This window comes from Rufibacter sediminis (assembly GCF_014269285.1).
Lineage (GTDB): Bacteria > Bacteroidota > Bacteroidia > Cytophagales > Hymenobacteraceae > Nibribacter > Nibribacter sediminis.
The window spans coordinates 21,134-37,814 of record NZ_JACOAF010000022.1; the positions used below are offsets into that span (position 1 = coordinate 21,134).

The window sequence follows — 16,681 nt, forward strand, 5'->3', positions numbered from 1 at the left end:
AAGGTTGTCTTATTCTCAGTACTTTATAACGCCAAAGGAAGATATTTTCGTATGCGGAAAGCGTTTGCGCTGGTGGCCCAGATTTTCTTCCTCTGCGGGGGCTGAATGGGTGGCAGATGAAAGATACGCAAAAAGGGAAACTGTTGGAAGAACAAGCCCTAGAAAAGCGAAAAGGCAGCGGTTTCACCGCTGCCTTTTCGCTTAATGTTATTTTTTCAGGATGGAGTGACCCAGTTTATCCCGTTTGGTAGTCAGGTACCGCTGGTTGTGCTCATTGGGGGTGATTTCAATGGGCAGCTGCTCTACAATCTGCAACCCGTACCCAATCAGGCCGGTGCGTTTGCGGGGGTTATTGGACAGGAGCCGCATTTTGGTCACGCCCAGATCCCGCAGGATCTGCGCACCCACGCCGTAATCCCGCTCATCCGTCCCGAAGCCCAGTTGCAGGTTGGCTTCTACGGTGTCCAGGCCTTGCTCCTGCAGCTTGTAGGCTTTGAGTTTGTTCAGGAGACCAATGCCCCGGCCCTCCTGATTCATGTACACAATCACGCCTTTGCCTTCTTTTTCAATCACCTCCATGGCTTTGTGCAACTGCGGGCCGCAGTCACAGCGGCAGGACCCGAAGATATCACCCGTTACGCAGGAAGAGTGCACGCGCACCAACACCGGCTCGCCTTCTTCCCAGGTGCCTTTTACCAAGGCCAGGTGCTTGGCGTTGTTGCTGATCTGGGTATAGGCATACAAATCAAAGTTTCCCCAGTCGGTGGGCAGTTCCACGGCGATCTCGCGCTCAATGAGGCTTTCTTTCTGCAAGCGGTAGGTGATCAAATCCTTGATAGAGATGAGCTTCAGGTTAAAGCGCTCGGCAACTTTCTCCAGATCGGGCATGCGGGCCATGGTCCCGTCTTCGTTCATGATCTCCACCAGCACACCGGCGGGGGCCAAACCGGCCAGTTGGGCCAGGTCAACGGCCGCCTCAGTGTGGCCGGCTCTTCTGATCACGCCTTCCTTGCGGGCCCGCAGCGGGAAAATGTGACCGGGTTTACCCAGAGAGGCCGGATCGGTTTTAGGATCGGCGAGCGCCAAGATGGTTTTGGCGCGGTCTGAGGCCGAGATGCCCGTGGTGCAGCCGTGGCCCAGCAGATCTACTGACACGGTGAACGGCGTGGCGTGCAGCGCGGTATTGCGGCCCACCATCAACTCCAGACCCAATTCATCGCACCGCTCCTCGGTGAGCGGGGCGCAGATGAGGCCCCGGCCGTGGGTGGCCATGAAATTGACAATCTCAGGGGTAATTTTCTCTGCGGCACAGATAAAGTCGCCTTCGTTCTCGCGGTCATCGTCATCCACCACAATCACTACTTTTCCGGCTTTTATATCTTCAATCGCCTCTTCTATTTTATCTAGCATGATGTTTTTCGTCTTCGGCAAAGCAAAAACCGTCTGTCCTGACAGGCTTTCCTTTGGCTTCGCAAAGATAGGGGTTTTTGAATGGTTTAGATACGCCTTCCCAGACAAGGAACTACGGATATTCTCCTGGAGAACAACTCCCAGGAAGATTTGTTGGCAATGGCTTGATTTCTTCCCAGATGAGCGGGCGAAGGCCACCTGAACGCCGGTTGCGGGCGCAACAACTGGCCCACATAACGAGCCCCGTCACCTGCACGGCAACCTTCTTCCGTTTAAAGCCTGATTTCTGAAAAACGGGCCCAAAACCCGCACAAAGCTTACACGGACCGCAGCTCAAACTACCGTTTCAGGTAGAAAAGCTGGCTGAACGTTTGGATCTGGGAGGGTGAACCCAGCAGAATCAAGACATCGCCGGCCTGCAGGCACGTGTCCGCGTCTGGGCTCACCAGGAACTCACTTCCGTTGCGGTTCAGCCCGATGAGCGTGGCCCCGGAACGGTTCCGGACGTCCAGTTCCCGGATGGAAAGCCCCCGCAGATCTTCGCGCAGTTCATTTAAATGCACCTCTTCTAAGTGCATCTTGTTGGGACCGGTGCCGTTCAGGAGTTCCAGGAAGTGAATCACCTCTGGTTGCGTGATGAGGCTGGCCATGTGGCTGCCACCTATCTCATCTGGCATGACCACGTAATTGGCTCCGGCCCTGAGCAGTTTCTGCTCGGTGGTTTTCTCTGAGGCGCGGGCGATGATCTGCAAGTCTGGGTTGAACCCGCGGGCGGTCAGCGCCACAAACACGTTATCAGCGTCGGTGGGCAGAGTGGAGATGAGGGCTTTGGCCTGCCGTACGCCGGCCTTTTCCAGCATCTCGTCTTCGGTGGCGTTGCCGGTGAGCAGGTTCAGCTTCTCGTCATGATGGCGCTTGTGCAGGGTCACTTCCGGGTTTCGTTCAATGACCACAATGCGTTCGCCGCTGGCTAACAGGTCATTGGTGGCCCGGGCGCCGTTCCGGCCGTAGCCGCAGACAATCACGTGCCCGCTGAAGCGCTTTATTTCGCGTTCGTTCATATAGTTCTGCCAAATGGCCCGCAGTTCGCCTTCAAACAGGTACGTGGTCAGCACCGATACGGTATAGGCGATGATCCCGAGGTTGATGAGCAGGTAAAAGGAAGTGAAAATGCGGCCTTTGGAAGAAAGCGGATGCACCTCCTGAAAACCCGTGGTGGAGATGGTGATCACCGTCATGTAAAACGCCTCTGCCAGGGTATAGCCTTCCATGAAACGGTAGGTGCCCACCCCCACCACCAGACTGGTTAAGATCAGGCCGAAGGCCCAGATAAACCGGTTCAGTCGCAGGAGGCGCCACTTCATCTGCTTACCACAATGCCCAGAAGGTCTGTAATTTGTTTTTCAAGATCCTGCAAAGCTTTGATCTTACGCATCACCGAAGTCAACTCTTGAAAATCAGTCATCTCGCGTAGTTTATTCCTTTCAGTATCGATCAGGAATTGGACATTCCGCCACTTCAATCTTAGAACTTCCCGTTCAGAACCATATTGAATCAGATCGCTTTCGCGAGGCACAATGATCTCATGTTTCGCCCACCCCTCACTTAATTCATACTTTTCACTAACTAAGTCTATTACCTCCTTTACAATTTCCTGATCCTCGTCCTGCATCATCTCTGCGGCCGTAGGCAAAAAGCCTTGTTCAAGTTTCTTAAGGCATAATTTCTGAAGGCGAGCATAGATAGGCGTTCTAAATTCAACATCTTCCAGTTCCCCAAGAATAAATTGGCTGGTGGTAACTCCTTCCTCTATCTGGTTATCAGCGAAGTTGAGAATCCAACGGATCACCTCGCGCTCGCGGGTGCGCAGCAGGTTGCTTTGGTCGGCCTCCTGCTGGTCTTCCTCCTCGTACATGGCCGCCTCAGCGGCCGCTGCGGCTGCGGCTTCGGCTTCCGCCGCCATCTCCTCAAAAGAGCCGGGGGCGTAGGAGGCCGGGGAATTGCCATAAGAGTTTCCCTGCGATGGCTGGGACCGGGCGTTTTTCTGCTCCGTGAGGTGAATCTTGTTGTACTCCGAGATGAGCACCTGTTCGTCAATCCCGAACTGGATGCTGCACTGCTTCAGGAACACCGAGCGCTTGATGGCATCCGGAATCTTGGCGATGGACACCACCATCTCCCGGATAGCCTCGGCTTTCTTGACCGGATTGTCTTTGGCTTCCTGCGCGAACAGCTCTGATTTGAAGGAGATAAAATCCTGGCTGTGCTCCCCCAGATACGCTTTGAACGCGGTATCGCCTACTTTGCGGATGTAGCTGTCCGGGTCGTCACCATCGGGGAACAAAACCACGTTCACGTTCAGGCCACCTTCCAGAATCAGGTCAATGCCGCGCAAAGAGGCTTTAATCCCGGCGGGGTCACCGTCATACAACACCGTGATGTTCTTGGTGTACCGCCCGATGAGCTTGATCTGGTTCTCGGTCAATGACGTGCCCGAGGACGCCACCACGTTCTCAATGCCGCCCTGGTGCAAGGACAAAACATCCAGATACCCTTCCACCAGGTAGCAGTTGTCTTCCTGCCTTATGGATTGCTTGGCCTGGAACATGCCGTACAGCACATCGGACTTGTGGTAAATGGGCGACTCCGGCGAGTTGACGTACTTGGGTGATTTCTTGTCGTTGGTCTTGAGCGTACGCGCCCCAAACCCGATGGTGCGGCCACTCACGTTCTGGATGGGGAACATCACCCGCCCCCGGAACCGGTCATATTGCTTGCCTTCCTCCTGCTTGACGATGGTAAGACCCGTTTCCTCTAGGTATTTTAAAAGGAAGCCTTTTTCCAGCGCCGCCTTGGTGAAATCATCCCAACTGTCTAAGCTGTAGCCCAGCTCAAACTTCTGGATGGTGGCCGCCGAGAGTCCGCGTTGCTTGAAATACGGCGCACCAATGCTCTGGCCCTCGTCGTTCTTATGAAGGGCGTTTACGTAGTATTTTTTGGCGAAATCGGAGAGAATGTAGAGGCTGTCGCGCTCGTTCTGGGCCTGCACCGCCGCCGGGCTCTGGTCTTCCTCAATGTCAATGCTGTACTTCTTGGCCAGGTACTTGAGCGCCTCCACGTAGCTGGTGCCCTCCACGTCCATGATGAACTGCACCGCGTTGCCCGCCTTGCCGCACCCGAAACACTTGTAAATGCCTTTGTTGGGCGCCACGCTGAACGAGGGCGATTTCTCGTGGTGGAACGGGCAGCACGCCCACAGGTTCTGGCCTTTCTTCTTCAGCGACACAAAATCGCCCACCACCTCCACAATGTCGGCTTGCAGGATGATCTGGTCAACAACTTCTTTCTTTATCAGAGCCATGGGTAAACGGGAAAATAAGGCGGTAGACAAAGATACAATCTACCATTTCCTTTTCCGAAAAGAAAAAGCCAGTTCACTGAACTGGCTTTTGAAGAACTCGTTTTCGGCCCGTTTTCTGGAAAACAGGCCAAAAACGCAAGAATGACTAAAAGGGCTTCACTTCTCCTTCAAACAGACCTCCTGAAAAATTTAGCAGCTCTCCTGAGGTTACTGGGTGTACAGCGTTTTTATCTGGTAAATAAACATACGCCTTCTTCAAAGCAACTCTAAAACTGCCTTTTATCTGTTTGGTATCAGGGTTCCAGCTGGTGATTTCCACTTCAGATTCTCCTTCTGGGTTGAATTCATACATGGAGGTCCACACTGCTCCTTCGTATTCATAGAAAAATCCCGTTAGTTTTTGATGGTACGGATATTTACTCACGCCTGTAAACGGAATAAGCAGCAGCAACTGTCCTGTTTCATTTGTAAGGTGAATACGCAAGGAGTCAACGCCTGGCACCAATTTACCCATCTTGATGACCGGCGCTTCTACATTGACCCAGGATACTTCTTTTCTGGTTTGGGTAACCTTTCCTTTCAGTTCTCCGCCCGTAAAGCGAAGGGTCTCTGGTCCACCCGAAGCTCCTCCAGAAGCAGTCTTCTTCAGAGTCACCTGAAACGTGGCCTCCAATTCCTTGGAGGTAGGGTTCCACTTGGTAATCGTCAGCTCAGATGTTTTATCATTAGGGTCAAGGGAATAGGAATTGGTGATCACATCCTGCCCAACTAAGTCATAGTACCGAACCGTTCCTGACTCAGTCAGAGTATAGGTACCTACCCCGTTGAATTTCACTTTAAGTTCTATTTTCCCATTATGTTTATAGCCAATTACCATTAAAGAATCAGGAGAACCGGCAGCACCTTCTATTAATGAAATGGACGCTGCTTGATCAGATTTCCAAGCTTCTACTTTCTTATTGGCATCTACTGGGGCAGGATCATCCTCTGAGCACGAAACGCAAAGAAAAAGAAGCAGCAAGCCCAGGCAGGAAATACGAAAACTTTTCATAAATAATACAAATTCAATCCGTTAATAAAATGTTTTTAGTTAGTAAAGCGGATAATCTAGTTTCAAGCAACAATTAATACACTGGCAAATATATACTTATATATAATAAACAATTCTTCTCTACCAAATTTTAATTACATGCATTTTTTGCACTTTACTCACCCATACAAAATAGAACCGTTGCGAAGGGACAAGACTTTCACCCTTACTGGTGCTTTCCCCAACAATCCAGAGAAGAAGGTGCCTTTCCACTTGCGGGTGAGGATCCGTAGCAGCCCGGTAGTAGCATGCTTCGGCTAAGCTAAACTTGTTCTCAGCTAATCAACAGACACATTTTGGAGCCACACTCCTTGTTCAAGTCTGCGGCTTTTCCCTTGCTCTATGGGCAGGATTGGAGATGACTTTGCGGGAAAAGCCTCGGGAAAGAAGCGAGCTTTGTACTGATCTTCCGTTTAGGGCTTGTTTTCAGAAAATCGGCCTAAAAATGATTGGCTTCATCTGCCGCAGGAGGAGGCGCCTCTGACAAACACCAGTTTCTGGTTCTTCTCTGACGCCCAGAGGGTGAGCACATCGTTCTTCACTTCAAAGGAATCCACGTCCTGAAGCGTCTGAAGGAAGTAACTTTCAAACTTCTTTACGGCAGGAGGAGCGTTCACTTCGGTGATTCCCAGATTGACAAAGCCCAGCTTGCCCGTTTGGCGGAGGAGCGCTTCTTGGGTAACTTGGTAATTTCCCTGATAGGCATTGGTGGGAAGATTACCAGTCATTTTATACCCCCACAAACGGCTGGACTCCGCGGGTTCCTCCTCCTGGGTGAAAACCAGATCGGCGCACATGGCTGGGTCCGGGGCGGCATAGTCATTATAGGCAGCCGGATCAACGTGTGAGAGCAACCAGGAGCCCTGCAGAGAAAGCGCAGGATCCGGGGCAGAGTCAGAGCAGCTCCAGAGAAAGAGGGAACACAGAAAAAAGAACGCGCTGCTTCCCTTCCGGGAAAGGGAGTTGAACAATGGCTTCATAGGGGGCTTGGTTTTTCTATCGTGAGATAAGGTTTTCGGACTGATGACCCTACTGCCCGCCCTATGGTTGCACCTCTTTCTCAGGAACTTCCGTTTTACCCTTTCTTTTTGGAAACCAGCCTTAAAACGCCTTCTGGTAGCTTGTTAAACAGATAGTGTGTATCTTTGTATAAGCGAATTTTAGCGCTCAAGAAAGTATGGCAATTACCCAAGAAGACGTATTAAAAGCCCTCAGCTATGTAGAGGAACCAGATCTGGGCAAAGACCTGGTGACCTTGAACATGATTGAGGACGTACAAATAAACGGTCTGGACGTGGCCTTCACGGTGATCCTGACCACACCGGCGTGCCCACTCAAAGACCTGATCCGCAACGCGTGCATCCGGGCCATCCACACCATGGTAGACAAAGACGCCAACGTGACGGTGAACATGACCTCGCGCGTGACCTCGGCCCGGCAAGACAACCAGGCCCTGCTCAAAGGCGTGAAAAACATCATCGCCGTGGCTTCTGGTAAAGGCGGTGTAGGTAAATCTACCCTCACCGCCAACCTGGCCGTGGCGCTGGCGCAATCTGGAGCCAAGGTGGGTTTGGTGGATGCTGATATCTCCGGGCCATCCGTGCCTACCATGTTTGGCGTGGAAGATGCCCGCCCGGCGGTATATAGAATGCCCGACGGCCGCAATCTCATTGAACCCATTGAGAAATTCGGCATCAAGCTCATGTCCATCGGGTTTTTGGCCCCGGCCGAGAGCGCGGTGGTGTGGCGCGGCCCTATGGCTAGCTCGGCGCTGAAGCAGTTTATCACCGAGGTAGACTGGGGCGAACTGGATTATTTGCTCATTGACCTTCCGCCGGGAACCAGCGACATCCACTTGACGTTGGTACAGACAGTACCGGTGACGGGCGCTATCATTGTGACAACCCCGCAAAAAGTAGCCATTGCCGATGCCGTGAAAGGTTTGCAGATGTTCCGGCAGCCGCAGATCAACGTTCCAATCCTTGGGTTGGTGGAAAACATGGCGTACTTTACGCCTGCCGAGCTTCCGGAGAATAAATATTATATCTTTGGACAGGGCGGCGGCCGCGACTTGGCCGAGCGCTACGGAATCCCGTTCATTGGCGAAGTACCGCTGGTGCAGAGCATCCGCGAAAGCGGCGACCAGGGTGCCCCGCAGATTCTGCAGGAAGGCACCGTTGCTTCGCAGGCGTTTGAAGGAGTGGCACAGGAAGTGGCCCGGCAGGTTTCGGTAAGGAACGCCAGCCTAGGCAAAACCAAAGTAGTAGAAATTAAAGCGTAAGAAGATGGCAGAGAACGCACTAAACGAGATTTTACTCCAGCAAGTAGAGATGGCCCTGGATTCCATTCGCCCGTACCTGAAAACCGATGGCGGTGACGTGAAGGTGCTGGAAATCACCGATGAGCGCGTGGTGTTGCTGGAACTGATGGGTGCCTGCGGCTCCTGCCCCATGTCTGCCATGACCTTCAAAGGAGGCATTGAGCAAGCGATCATGCGCGCCGTGCCCGAGATCAAAGGCATCCAGGCGGTGAACCTTACGCCCATGGACGTTTAAAAACGTCTTATACAATACTTTTAAGAAGCCGGCAGGTGATGGAAGAGCAATCTTTCCTCACCTGCCGGCTCTTTGTTTTTGGCTGGTTTTCTAAAAAAAGGCTCAAAACCAGAAACGCTGGCGCGAGACTCCAGTCTCGTGACCTGGGATGCTGCGAGTCTCCAGACTCGCCGGGAACCATGAGCAAAGAGCCTTTTTTGGATGATGCGGATTTGTTTCAGCCTCATACGGTTCGTTAAAGTTAAAGCAAGGTGTGATTTCGCTGCGGGGCAGCGACGGTAGTCTGGAGACTACCCATCATCTCAAGGCACGAGTCTGGAGACTCGCGCCAGCAGGAATCAAAGGGACAGCTAGTCCGATCAATAGTGGAGATGGCACAAGAAGGCCTGCAGATTTTTTCTGTGGGCCTTCTCCGTTTTGCGGCTTGTTTTATGAAAAAGGGCTTAAAACGGCTATTGGCAGAGACGCTCGCAGGTCCTCCGGACGCTACGAGGTCATTTGAGTAGGCGATATAACGTTAGGAGACTGGCAAAACTCCCCTCCTAATTTAGGAGGGGTGCCCGAAGGGCAGGGTGGTGAAACCAGGCAACTGGGTACTTTTCATCGTACACCTAGAAAGAGGCTTCTCCGGCAAAATGGCGTTCCCTTTTCTCGCAGACCTTTCTATCTTTGTTTGTCACCGTTCCCTACCGCCATGCTAACCGCTAACGATCCGTCGCTCCATTCCTGGATTCAGATTGCCCCAGATTGTGATTTTCAGATTCAGAACCTGCCCTTCGGGATTTTTCAGGCCCCAGACCGAGACCCCAGAGTAGGCGTGGCCATTGGCGAGTATGTGCTGGATGTGTACGTGCTCACGCAACACGGCCTCTTTGACATGCTGGATGTGGAAGACCCTACCGTGTTCCACCGTCCTTACCTCAATGATTTCATGGCCCTGGGCAGAACTATCTGGCGGCAGGTGCGCGGCCGTATCTCCGAACTGTTGCGCAACAACAACCCCGAGATCAGGGACAACCGAGAACTCATGGGCGAGTGTCTCCTGAAGCAGAAAGATGTAGAGATGCTCATGCCCGTAAAGGTGCCCAACTACACCGATTTCTATTCCAGCATGGAGCACGCCACCAACGTGGGCTCCATGTTCCGCGACCCGGCCAACGCGTTGCTCCCCAACTGGAAACATTTGCCGGTGGGCTACCACGGTCGGGCCTCTTCCATAGTGCCCTCGGGCGTGCCCATCAGAAGACCAAAAGGCCAGACCAAACCCGCCGACGCCGATCTGGCGGGTTTCGGCCCTACCAAGCAGCTGGACTTTGAACTGGAGGTAGCCTTTATCACGGGCCAACCCACCGAGCTCGGCACCTCGCTCACCTCCCTGGAGGCCGAAGAATATATTTTCGGGCTGGTGCTGTTCAATGATTGGTCGGCGCGGGACATTCAGGCCTGGGAGTATGTTCCGCTGGGGCCGTTCCTGGCGAAGAACTTCGGGTCGTCCATCTCGCCGTGGGTGGTGACCTTAGATGCCCTGGAGCCTTTCAGAGTGCCCGGGCCGGTGCAAGACCCTAAAGTGTTGCCGTACCTGGAGTTCAGCGGCAGCAAGAACATCAACATTAACCTGGAAGTCACCTTACAAGCGCCTGACCTACCCGAAGAAGTGGTGATCTGCCGTTCCAACTACCAGCACATGTACTGGAACATGAACCAGCAACTGGCGCATCACACCGTCAATGGCTGCAACATTGAAGTGGGTGATCTGTACGCCTCCGGCACCATCAGCGGCCCCACCCCCGATTCCTACGGCTCTATGCTGGAACTAACCTGGCGCGGCACCAAGCCCCTTCAACTCCCCAACGGCACCGAGCGCAAATTCCTCCACGACGGCGACGTGGTCACCATGCGCGGCTACGCCGAAAGAAACGGCATCAGGGTAGGTTTCGGCGAAGTCCGCACCGAGATCTTACCCGCTTTTTAAGATTTGGAGATGTGATGATGTGGAGATTTGAAGATGGCTTTTCTTAAACCTTATGCATTCGTTTTCACCCTTGCGCAAGCGTCTGCTTGGGTTACCACGATTCCAGATCAGGATTACGTACGGGCATAAGCGGACGCTTGCACCAGCAAAGGATCTTCAATCTCCACATTTCCTAATCTCCAAATTTTCTCATCTTCACATTTCCACATCTTCACATCACCAAATCTTCACCTCTGTTTTGAGAACCTTCGATCCTAAAGAACTACCTACCGGCGAGTTTCATAGCCTGATGCTGGGTGCCATTGCTCCCAGGCCCATCGCGTTTGCCAGCACCGTAGACAAGGAAGGGAATGTGAACCTGAGTCCGTTCAGTTTCTTCAACTGTTTCGGTTCCAACCCGCCGGTTCTCATCTTCTCCCCTGCCCGTCGCGTGCGCGACAACACCGGAAAACACACGTTGGACAACGTTCTGGAGACAGGTGAGGTGGTCATCAACATCGGGAACTATGCCATCGTGGAGCAGATGTCGCTGGCCAGCACCGAATACGACAAAGGCGTAAACGAATTCACGAAAGCTGGGCTCACGCCAGTTGCCTCCACGTTGGTGAAACCGCCCCGGGTGGCCGAGGTTCCCGCCGCATTTGAGTGCAGAGTTCTGGAAGTAAAGCCCATCGGGAACAAAGGAGGAGCCGCCAACCTGGTCATTTGCGAAGCCGTCTTACTGCACGTGCAGGAGGAAGTCCTCGGAGGGAACGGAAAAACCATTGATCCGTTCAAGCTGGATGCCGTGGCCCGGCTGGGTGGCGATTGGTACCTGCGGGCCCAAGGAGATTGCCTATTTGAACTACCCAAGCCGCTCCAGAACAAAGGCATGGGCATAGACCAACTGCCCGCGCACATCCGCCACAGCGGCGTGCTCACCGGCAACAACCTCGCCCGCCTCGGCAATACCCAAGCCATCCCCACTAAGGCCGAAGTCCGGGAATTCACCCATGATCCTCTTTATAAGTATCTGGTTCATAAACACCAGGGTAACCCCACTGAGACCAACCGGCAGCTCCACTTGCTGGCCCAACGGTTTCTGGAAGAAGGCCGGGTGCAAGAAGCCTGGAAAGCGTTACTAACCATTGAGAATACCTGATTGCTGCTTTTGGGGTGTTTTTCTCAAACTAGGCTCAAAACGTCTCCGGTTTACATTCCTAACCGATGGCGTAACCAACTCTCTGAAACATGAGGATTTATTGCAGAGACAAGGCATGCCTTGTCTAATGGTTTCTGTTGTTACCCATCTGTAGGGGCATCCCTTGTGGTTGCCCTATACGGCTACTAAGCGCAGTTTAGGTTGTTGGTGAGAACACCAACAACGGCGGGCAACAACAGCGGGCGGATTAATTCGGCGAGTGTTAGCTGGTTTTCAGTCAATAATGAGAAAACAGGCCAGAAACGGGGAATCTTAAAGGGCAACCAAAAGGGATTGTCCCTACCTTCAAATTCTGGCACCTCAGTATATAAATTAGAAAAGCTGTTTTAAGCGCCTTTTACATAAAAGAGGCTCAAAACAGCTTTTCAGTTTAAAATCTAATGTCTAAAGTCCAGCGTCTACAATCTAATTCCTGACGGCAATCATCAGGCTGAGTTCTTTGTAGCGCATGTTGAATTTCTTCGCGATGGAGGCGTTGGTGAGGCTGCCTTTGTAGATGTAGACGCCGCTGCGGTAATGCTCGTGGGTGAACAGGGCCTCGTTGACGCCGCCGTACTTGGAGATCTCCAGGAACATGGGCGTGAAGATGTTGCTCAATGCTTTGGTGGCGGTGCGGGGCACGCGCGACGGGATGTTGGGCACGCAGTAGTGGATGACATCGTACTTGCGGTACACGGGGCGCTTGTGGGTGGTCATCTCGGAGGTTTCAAAGCAGCCGCCTTCGTCAATGCTCACGTCAATGATCACGGAGCCTGGATTCATCTTCGCGACCACTTCCTCGGCAATCATGCAGGGCACCTGCCCATCCTCGGCAGTGACGGCGCCAATGACTACATCGGCGTCCTGAATCTCGCGGTGCAGAATGGTGTGGTCCAGCGTGGAGGTAAACAACTGAGTGCCTACGTTCTGCTTGAGGCGGCGCAGTTTGTACAGATGATCATCAAACACCTTTACCTCGGCACCAAGGCCTAAGGCGGCGCGGGTGGCGTACTCGGCCACGGTTCCGGCCCCAATGATGACTACTTTGGAAGGCGGCACGCCGGTGATTCCGCCTAAGATCACGCCTTTGCCCTCGTTGCTGCTGCTCAGGTACTCGGCGGCAATCAGCATGACGGTGCTCCCGGCAATCTCGCTCATGGCGCGTACCACGGGTTTGGTGTCTGATTTATCTTTCAGGAGCTCAAACGAGATGGCGTTGATTTTCTTGCGGCACAGCGCACTGATGTATTCTGAGGTAAGCGAACCGATCTGCAAGGCCGAGATCAGGGTCTGCCCCGGCTTGAAATACTCCATCTCATCCAATGTGGGCGGGGCAATCTTGAGCAGGATATCGGCTTCGTAGACTTCTTTGGTGGAGTAGACGATGACGCCGCCCGCCTCGGAGAACTCGTGGTCAGAATATTTGGAGGGAGCCCCGGCACCCGACTCAATCCAGACCTCGTGGCCGTTGTCGGTGAGTTGCTTCACGGCTTCCGGCGTGAGCCCAATGCGGTTTTCCTGTAAAGAAGATTCTTTGGGAATGCCAATAAACAGACTGCGTTTACGGGTTTCTATCGCCAACATTGACTCTTTGGGCATCAGGCTCCGCGCCGTTGCCTTGGTCAGGGCCTCAAACCCGGTCTTATCCGTCAATTCCTCCATCATATACGCTCATACTAATAATACGCGCCTCTTCGGCTTCTCCGGTTTCAATAGACACCTCCACTCCCTCCTCAGGCAGCAGATCGGCCACTTTAGAAGGCCACTCAATGAGACAGAGATGACCGGAACTGAAATACTCCAACACCCCCATATCCAGTGCCTCGGCCTGATTTTCGACCCTATAAAAATCAAAATGGTAAATGAGTTCCCCACCGTCGGTTTCATACTCATTCACCAGGGAAAAAGTGGGGCTACTGACCGGTTCCTGCACCCCCAATTGGGCGCATATCGCCTTGATAAAGGTGGTTTTACCGGCCGCCATCTCACCCTCAAACAAAATTATCTTTTTTTGCTTGATAAATGACAATAATTCGACGGCGGCCCTTGGTAAATCCGCTTTTGTGAAGATTCTAATGGTGTGCTGGCGCGCTTCAGGCTCAGGCATTTTTAGTGGAAAGCGTTATGAATGGAATGATACATTCCTCCAAAGATACGCCGCCGTGCTGGAACGTGTCTTTGTAATGGTTCACGTAATAGTTGTAATTGTTGGGGTACGCGAAGAAGTCATCGTTCATGGCGAAGACGTAGGCCGTAGACACGTTGCTCTTGGGCAAATGGAAACGCTCCGGCTTGCGGCACACCAGCACATCTTTCTCGGTGAAGCCCAGGTTCTTGCCGTGTTTGTAGCGCAGGTTGGTGTTGGTGTTGCGGTCGCCCACAATCTTGAACGGCTTCTTCACGCGCACGGTGCCGTGGTCAGTGGTGATGACGAGACGCCCTTTCTTGTCCGCGATGGCTTTGAGCGTGTCAAACAGCGGCGAGTGCAGAAACCAGGACCGCGTGAGCGAACGGTACGCAGCCTCGTCGGCGGCCAGTTCCCGGATCATCTGCATGTCGGTGCGGGCGTGCGAGAGCATGTCCACGAAGTTGTAGACAATCACGTTGAGCTTGTTGTTCTCCAGGTTGTTGAACTTGGCCAGCAGTTCCTTTCCAGCGGTGTTGTTGGTGATTTTGTGGTAACTGAACTTCTCGTTGACTTTGTTCTGCTGGAACTGAATCTCCAGAAAATCCTCTTCGTGCAGGTTCTTGCCTTCCTCTTCATCGTCAGACACCCACAAGTTGGGGTACTTCTTGGCGATGTCGGCGGGCAGCATGCCGGAGAAGATGGCGTTACGGGCGTAGGCGGTGGTGGTGGGCAGAATGGAGTAGTACATCTCCTCGTGGTCCACGTTGAAGTAATCGGTGATGATGGGCTCCAGTACCTTCCACTGGTCGTAACGCAGGTTGTCAATCAAGACAAAGTACACGGGCACGTTGCTTTCCTTCATCATGGGAAACACACGGTCTTTGAACAACCGGTGGCTCATGAGCGGAATCTCGTCGGTCTCGTCGTTCACCCACTCCTCGTAGTTGTCCATGATGAACCGGGCGAAGTTGGTGTTGGCTTCGTCTTTCTGCATGTTGATGACATCGGCCATGCTCTTGCCCTCAGTATCGGCGATCTCCAGTTCCCAGTACACTAGTTTCTTGTAGACATCAGCCCACTCCTGGTAGCTCAGGCGCTCCCCAAAGGCCATGCCCAGCGTCCGGAAATCGCGTTGGTACGAGCTGTTGGTTCTCTCTTCCACCAGACGGCGGTTGTCCAGGATACGCTTCGCGGAAAGCAGAATCTGGTTCGGGTTGATGGGCTTGATGAGGTAATCGGCAATCTTAGACCCGATGGCCTCTTCCATAATATGCTCTTCCTCGCTCTTGGTGATCATGACCACGGGCAGCGTGGGGCGAGTGGCTTTGATCTCGGCCAGCGCCTCCAGGCCACTCAGACCGGGCATGTTCTCGTCCAGAAAAACAAGGTCATAGGTTTGTTCCTGCACCTTCTCTACGGCATCGGCCCCGCTGTTAACCGGAGTGATGTCGTAACCTCTCTCCTGTAAGAAGAGAATATGGGGCTTGAGAAGGTCAATCTCGTCGTCCGCCCACAAAATAGTATATCTTTGCATGGCTAGTTATTGGTTTTCATAGCGTGTGTTGTAAGGTGCGTTTCCTGCGTTATTTCGGAAAAGTTGCCCTAAAACGACTTCTTCCGTAGACATACGCATGATTCTACATTAACCGACAACGGACACTCGAAGAACTAAGTTATCTTGAATAAGAAAAAAATCTTTAACGACCCGGTTTACGGCTTCATCACGGTTCCGTCTGAGCTGCTGTTTGACATCATCCAGCACCCGTACTTCCAGCGCCTGCGCCGGATCAAGCAACTGGGGCTCACGGAGTTTGTGTACCCCGGCGCTCTACACACCCGGTTTCACCACGCGCTGGGCGCCATGCACCTGATGAGCATTGCGCTGCAGAGCCTCAGCGGCAAAGATAACATCATTACCGACAAAGAATGCGAAGCCTCCATGGCCGCCATTCTGCTGCACGATGTGGGCCACGGGCCTTTTTCGCACGCGTTGGAGACGGCCATCTTTGACCAGGTGCCGCATGAGCAGATCTCGCTGCACATCATGGAGCTTCTGAATCAGGAGTTTGGCGGTCGCCTGCAACTGGCCATTGACATCTTCACCGACAATTACCACCGTCACTTCTTCCATCAGCTGGTGTCCAGCCAACTGGACGTGGACCGCCTGGACTACCTCAACCGGGACAGTTTCTACACCGGTGTCTCCGAGGGCAAGATTGGGGCGGACCGTCTGCTCAAGATGTTGAACGTAGCCGATGATCAACTGGTGGTGGAGGAAAAGGGTATCTACTCCATTGAGAGTTTCCTGGTAAGCCGTCGCCTGATGTACTGGCAGGTGTACATGCACAAAACCGTGACCAGCGCCGAGCAGATGGTGATGAAGATCATGCAACGGGCCCGCGAACTAACCCAACGCGGCATTGACGTGCCCGCCAGCCCTCACCTGCAGTACTTCCTCCGTGAAAGTCTTTCTATCCTGGATTTTGAGCGGGACCCCAACATCCTGAAGCGCTTCGTCTCCCTGGATGACTACGATATCTGGAGCGGCATCAAAGCCTGGTCTGAGCACCCCGACAACATCCTGAGCTATCTTTCCACCTGCATGCTGGAGCGGAAACTCTTCAAGATCCTGATCTCCCCTACTCCGTTTGACTTAGATTTTCTGGTGGGCGTTCGGGAATTGGCGCAGGAGCATTTCCATATCTCCCCAGAGGAAGCGCATTACCTGGTAGTGGAAGGCAAGATCAGCAACAACGCCTATGAGTCTGGCGGCGAGAACATCAACGTCCTCACCAAGCAGAGCCTGGTAGTAGACGTAGCCGTAGCTTCTGACTTGCCTAACATCCAGGCGTTGAGCAAAAAGGTGGAGAAATACTACGTGTGTTATCCCAAGGAGATTACCCGGATAGATTTGTAATCCAGACATTTCATAAAAAAGCGTTTTGGGTCTGTTTTTAGAAAAACAGACCCAAAACGCTTTTTAGT

13 protein-coding genes are annotated in these 16,681 nt (G+C 53.0%); 5 read left to right on the forward strand and 8 right to left on the reverse strand.

All coding sequences use genetic code 11. From position 1 onward, the window contains the following. Nucleotides 1-207: 207 nt before the first annotated feature. The 5 genes from H7U12_RS09370 to H7U12_RS09390 form a co-directional block, all read right to left on the reverse strand. Nucleotides 208-1,410 (reverse strand): bifunctional 3,4-dihydroxy-2-butanone-4-phosphate synthase/GTP cyclohydrolase II, encoded by a 1,203-nt coding sequence (locus tag H7U12_RS09370; protein WP_186636516.1) that lies wholly within the window; start codon nt 1,408-1,410, stop codon nt 208-210. Between the two features lie 338 nt (nt 1,411-1,748). Continuing rightward, entirely contained in the window at nt 1,749-2,774 is a 1,026-nt protein-coding gene (locus H7U12_RS09375) for a potassium channel family protein (RefSeq protein ID WP_186636518.1), read from the reverse strand. Next, nucleotides 2,771-4,771 carry a DNA primase gene (gene dnaG / locus H7U12_RS09380; protein ID WP_186636521.1) on the reverse strand — a complete coding sequence of 667 codons (2,001 nt, stop codon included), beginning with the start codon at nt 4,769-4,771 and terminating at the stop codon, nt 2,771-2,773. The genes H7U12_RS09375 and dnaG overlap by 4 nt, the downstream gene beginning before the upstream one ends. A gap of 145 nt (nt 4,772-4,916) precedes the next feature. After that, on the reverse strand, nt 4,917-5,822 hold the full coding sequence (locus tag H7U12_RS09385) for a DUF6252 family protein (protein WP_186636524.1): 906 nt from the start codon (nt 5,820-5,822) through the stop codon (nt 4,917-4,919). A gap of 494 nt (nt 5,823-6,316) precedes the next feature. Next, a complete protein-coding gene (locus H7U12_RS09390) occupies nt 6,317-6,841 on the reverse strand; it encodes an META domain-containing protein (RefSeq protein ID WP_186636528.1) in 525 nt (174 codons plus the stop codon). 197 nt (nt 6,842-7,038) lie between these two features. Here H7U12_RS09390 and H7U12_RS09395 point away from each other — a divergent pair, with 197 nt between their 5' ends. The 4 genes from H7U12_RS09395 (at nt 7,039) to H7U12_RS09410 (ending at nt 11,529) form a co-directional block, all read left to right on the forward strand. Then, nucleotides 7,039-8,142, forward strand: coding sequence for an Mrp/NBP35 family ATP-binding protein (locus H7U12_RS09395; RefSeq protein ID WP_186636530.1), 1,104 nt, complete (start codon nt 7,039-7,041; stop codon nt 8,140-8,142). 4 nt (nt 8,143-8,146) lie between these two features. After that, nucleotides 8,147-8,416 (forward strand): NifU family protein, encoded by a 270-nt coding sequence (locus H7U12_RS09400; RefSeq protein ID WP_186636532.1) that lies wholly within the window; start codon nt 8,147-8,149, stop codon nt 8,414-8,416. Nucleotides 8,417-9,110: 694 nt separating this feature from the next. Further along, a complete protein-coding gene (gene fahA / locus H7U12_RS09405; RefSeq protein WP_186636534.1) occupies nt 9,111-10,388 on the forward strand; it encodes a fumarylacetoacetase in 1,278 nt (425 codons plus the stop codon). A 238-nt stretch (nt 10,389-10,626) separates the two neighbouring features. Further along, nucleotides 10,627-11,529, forward strand: coding sequence for a flavin reductase family protein (locus H7U12_RS09410; protein WP_241749272.1), 903 nt, complete (start codon nt 10,627-10,629; stop codon nt 11,527-11,529). A gap of 465 nt (nt 11,530-11,994) precedes the next feature. Here the strand turns inward: H7U12_RS09410 and H7U12_RS09415 are convergent, their stop codons facing one another. The 3 genes from H7U12_RS09415 to porX are packed head-to-tail and all read right to left on the reverse strand — an operon-like array spanning nt 11,995 to nt 15,230. Next, complete coding sequence (locus H7U12_RS09415; RefSeq protein ID WP_186637014.1) at nt 11,995-13,230, reverse strand: alanine dehydrogenase; 1,236 nt, start codon at nt 13,228-13,230, stop codon at nt 11,995-11,997. Further along, entirely contained in the window at nt 13,211-13,675 is a 465-nt protein-coding gene (gene tsaE / locus H7U12_RS09420) for a tRNA (adenosine(37)-N6)-threonylcarbamoyltransferase complex ATPase subunit type 1 TsaE (protein WP_186636549.1), read from the reverse strand. Before tsaE ends, H7U12_RS09415 begins: the two co-directional genes overlap by 20 nt. After that, complete coding sequence (gene porX / locus H7U12_RS09425) at nt 13,668-15,230, reverse strand: T9SS response regulator signal transducer PorX (protein WP_186636551.1); 1,563 nt, start codon at nt 15,228-15,230, stop codon at nt 13,668-13,670. The genes tsaE and porX overlap by 8 nt, the downstream gene beginning before the upstream one ends. A 144-nt stretch (nt 15,231-15,374) precedes the next feature. On the opposite strand from porX, the gene H7U12_RS09430 reads away from it, so the two are divergent. Further along, nucleotides 15,375-16,613 (forward strand): HD domain-containing protein, encoded by a 1,239-nt coding sequence (locus tag H7U12_RS09430; RefSeq protein ID WP_186636553.1) that lies wholly within the window; start codon nt 15,375-15,377, stop codon nt 16,611-16,613. Nucleotides 16,614-16,681: the final 68 nt, after the last annotated feature.

Excerpts from the sequence above, each read along its gene's own strand:
- H7U12_RS09370 (WP_186636516.1), bottom strand. The coding sequence starts at position 1,410 with ATGCTAGATAAAATAGAAGAGGCGATTGAAGATATAAAAGCCGGAAAA.
- H7U12_RS09375 (WP_186636518.1), bottom strand. The coding sequence starts at position 2,774 with ATGAAGTGGCGCCTCCTGCGACTGAACCGGTTTATCTGGGCCTTCGGC.
- dnaG (WP_186636521.1), bottom strand. The coding sequence starts at position 4,771 with ATGGCTCTGATAAAGAAAGAAGTTGTTGACCAGATCATCCTGCAAGCC.
- H7U12_RS09385 (WP_186636524.1), bottom strand. The coding sequence starts at position 5,822 with ATGAAAAGTTTTCGTATTTCCTGCCTGGGCTTGCTGCTTCTTTTTCTT.
- H7U12_RS09390 (WP_186636528.1), bottom strand. The coding sequence starts at position 6,841 with ATGAAGCCATTGTTCAACTCCCTTTCCCGGAAGGGAAGCAGCGCGTTC.
- H7U12_RS09395 (WP_186636530.1), top strand. The coding sequence starts at position 7,039 with ATGGCAATTACCCAAGAAGACGTATTAAAAGCCCTCAGCTATGTAGAG.
- H7U12_RS09400 (WP_186636532.1), top strand. The coding sequence starts at position 8,147 with ATGGCAGAGAACGCACTAAACGAGATTTTACTCCAGCAAGTAGAGATG.
- fahA (WP_186636534.1), top strand. The coding sequence starts at position 9,111 with ATGCTAACCGCTAACGATCCGTCGCTCCATTCCTGGATTCAGATTGCC.
- H7U12_RS09415 (WP_186637014.1), bottom strand. The coding sequence starts at position 13,230 with ATGGAGGAATTGACGGATAAGACCGGGTTTGAGGCCCTGACCAAGGCA.
- tsaE (WP_186636549.1), bottom strand. The coding sequence starts at position 13,675 with ATGCCTGAGCCTGAAGCGCGCCAGCACACCATTAGAATCTTCACAAAA.
- porX (WP_186636551.1), bottom strand. The coding sequence starts at position 15,230 with ATGCAAAGATATACTATTTTGTGGGCGGACGACGAGATTGACCTTCTC.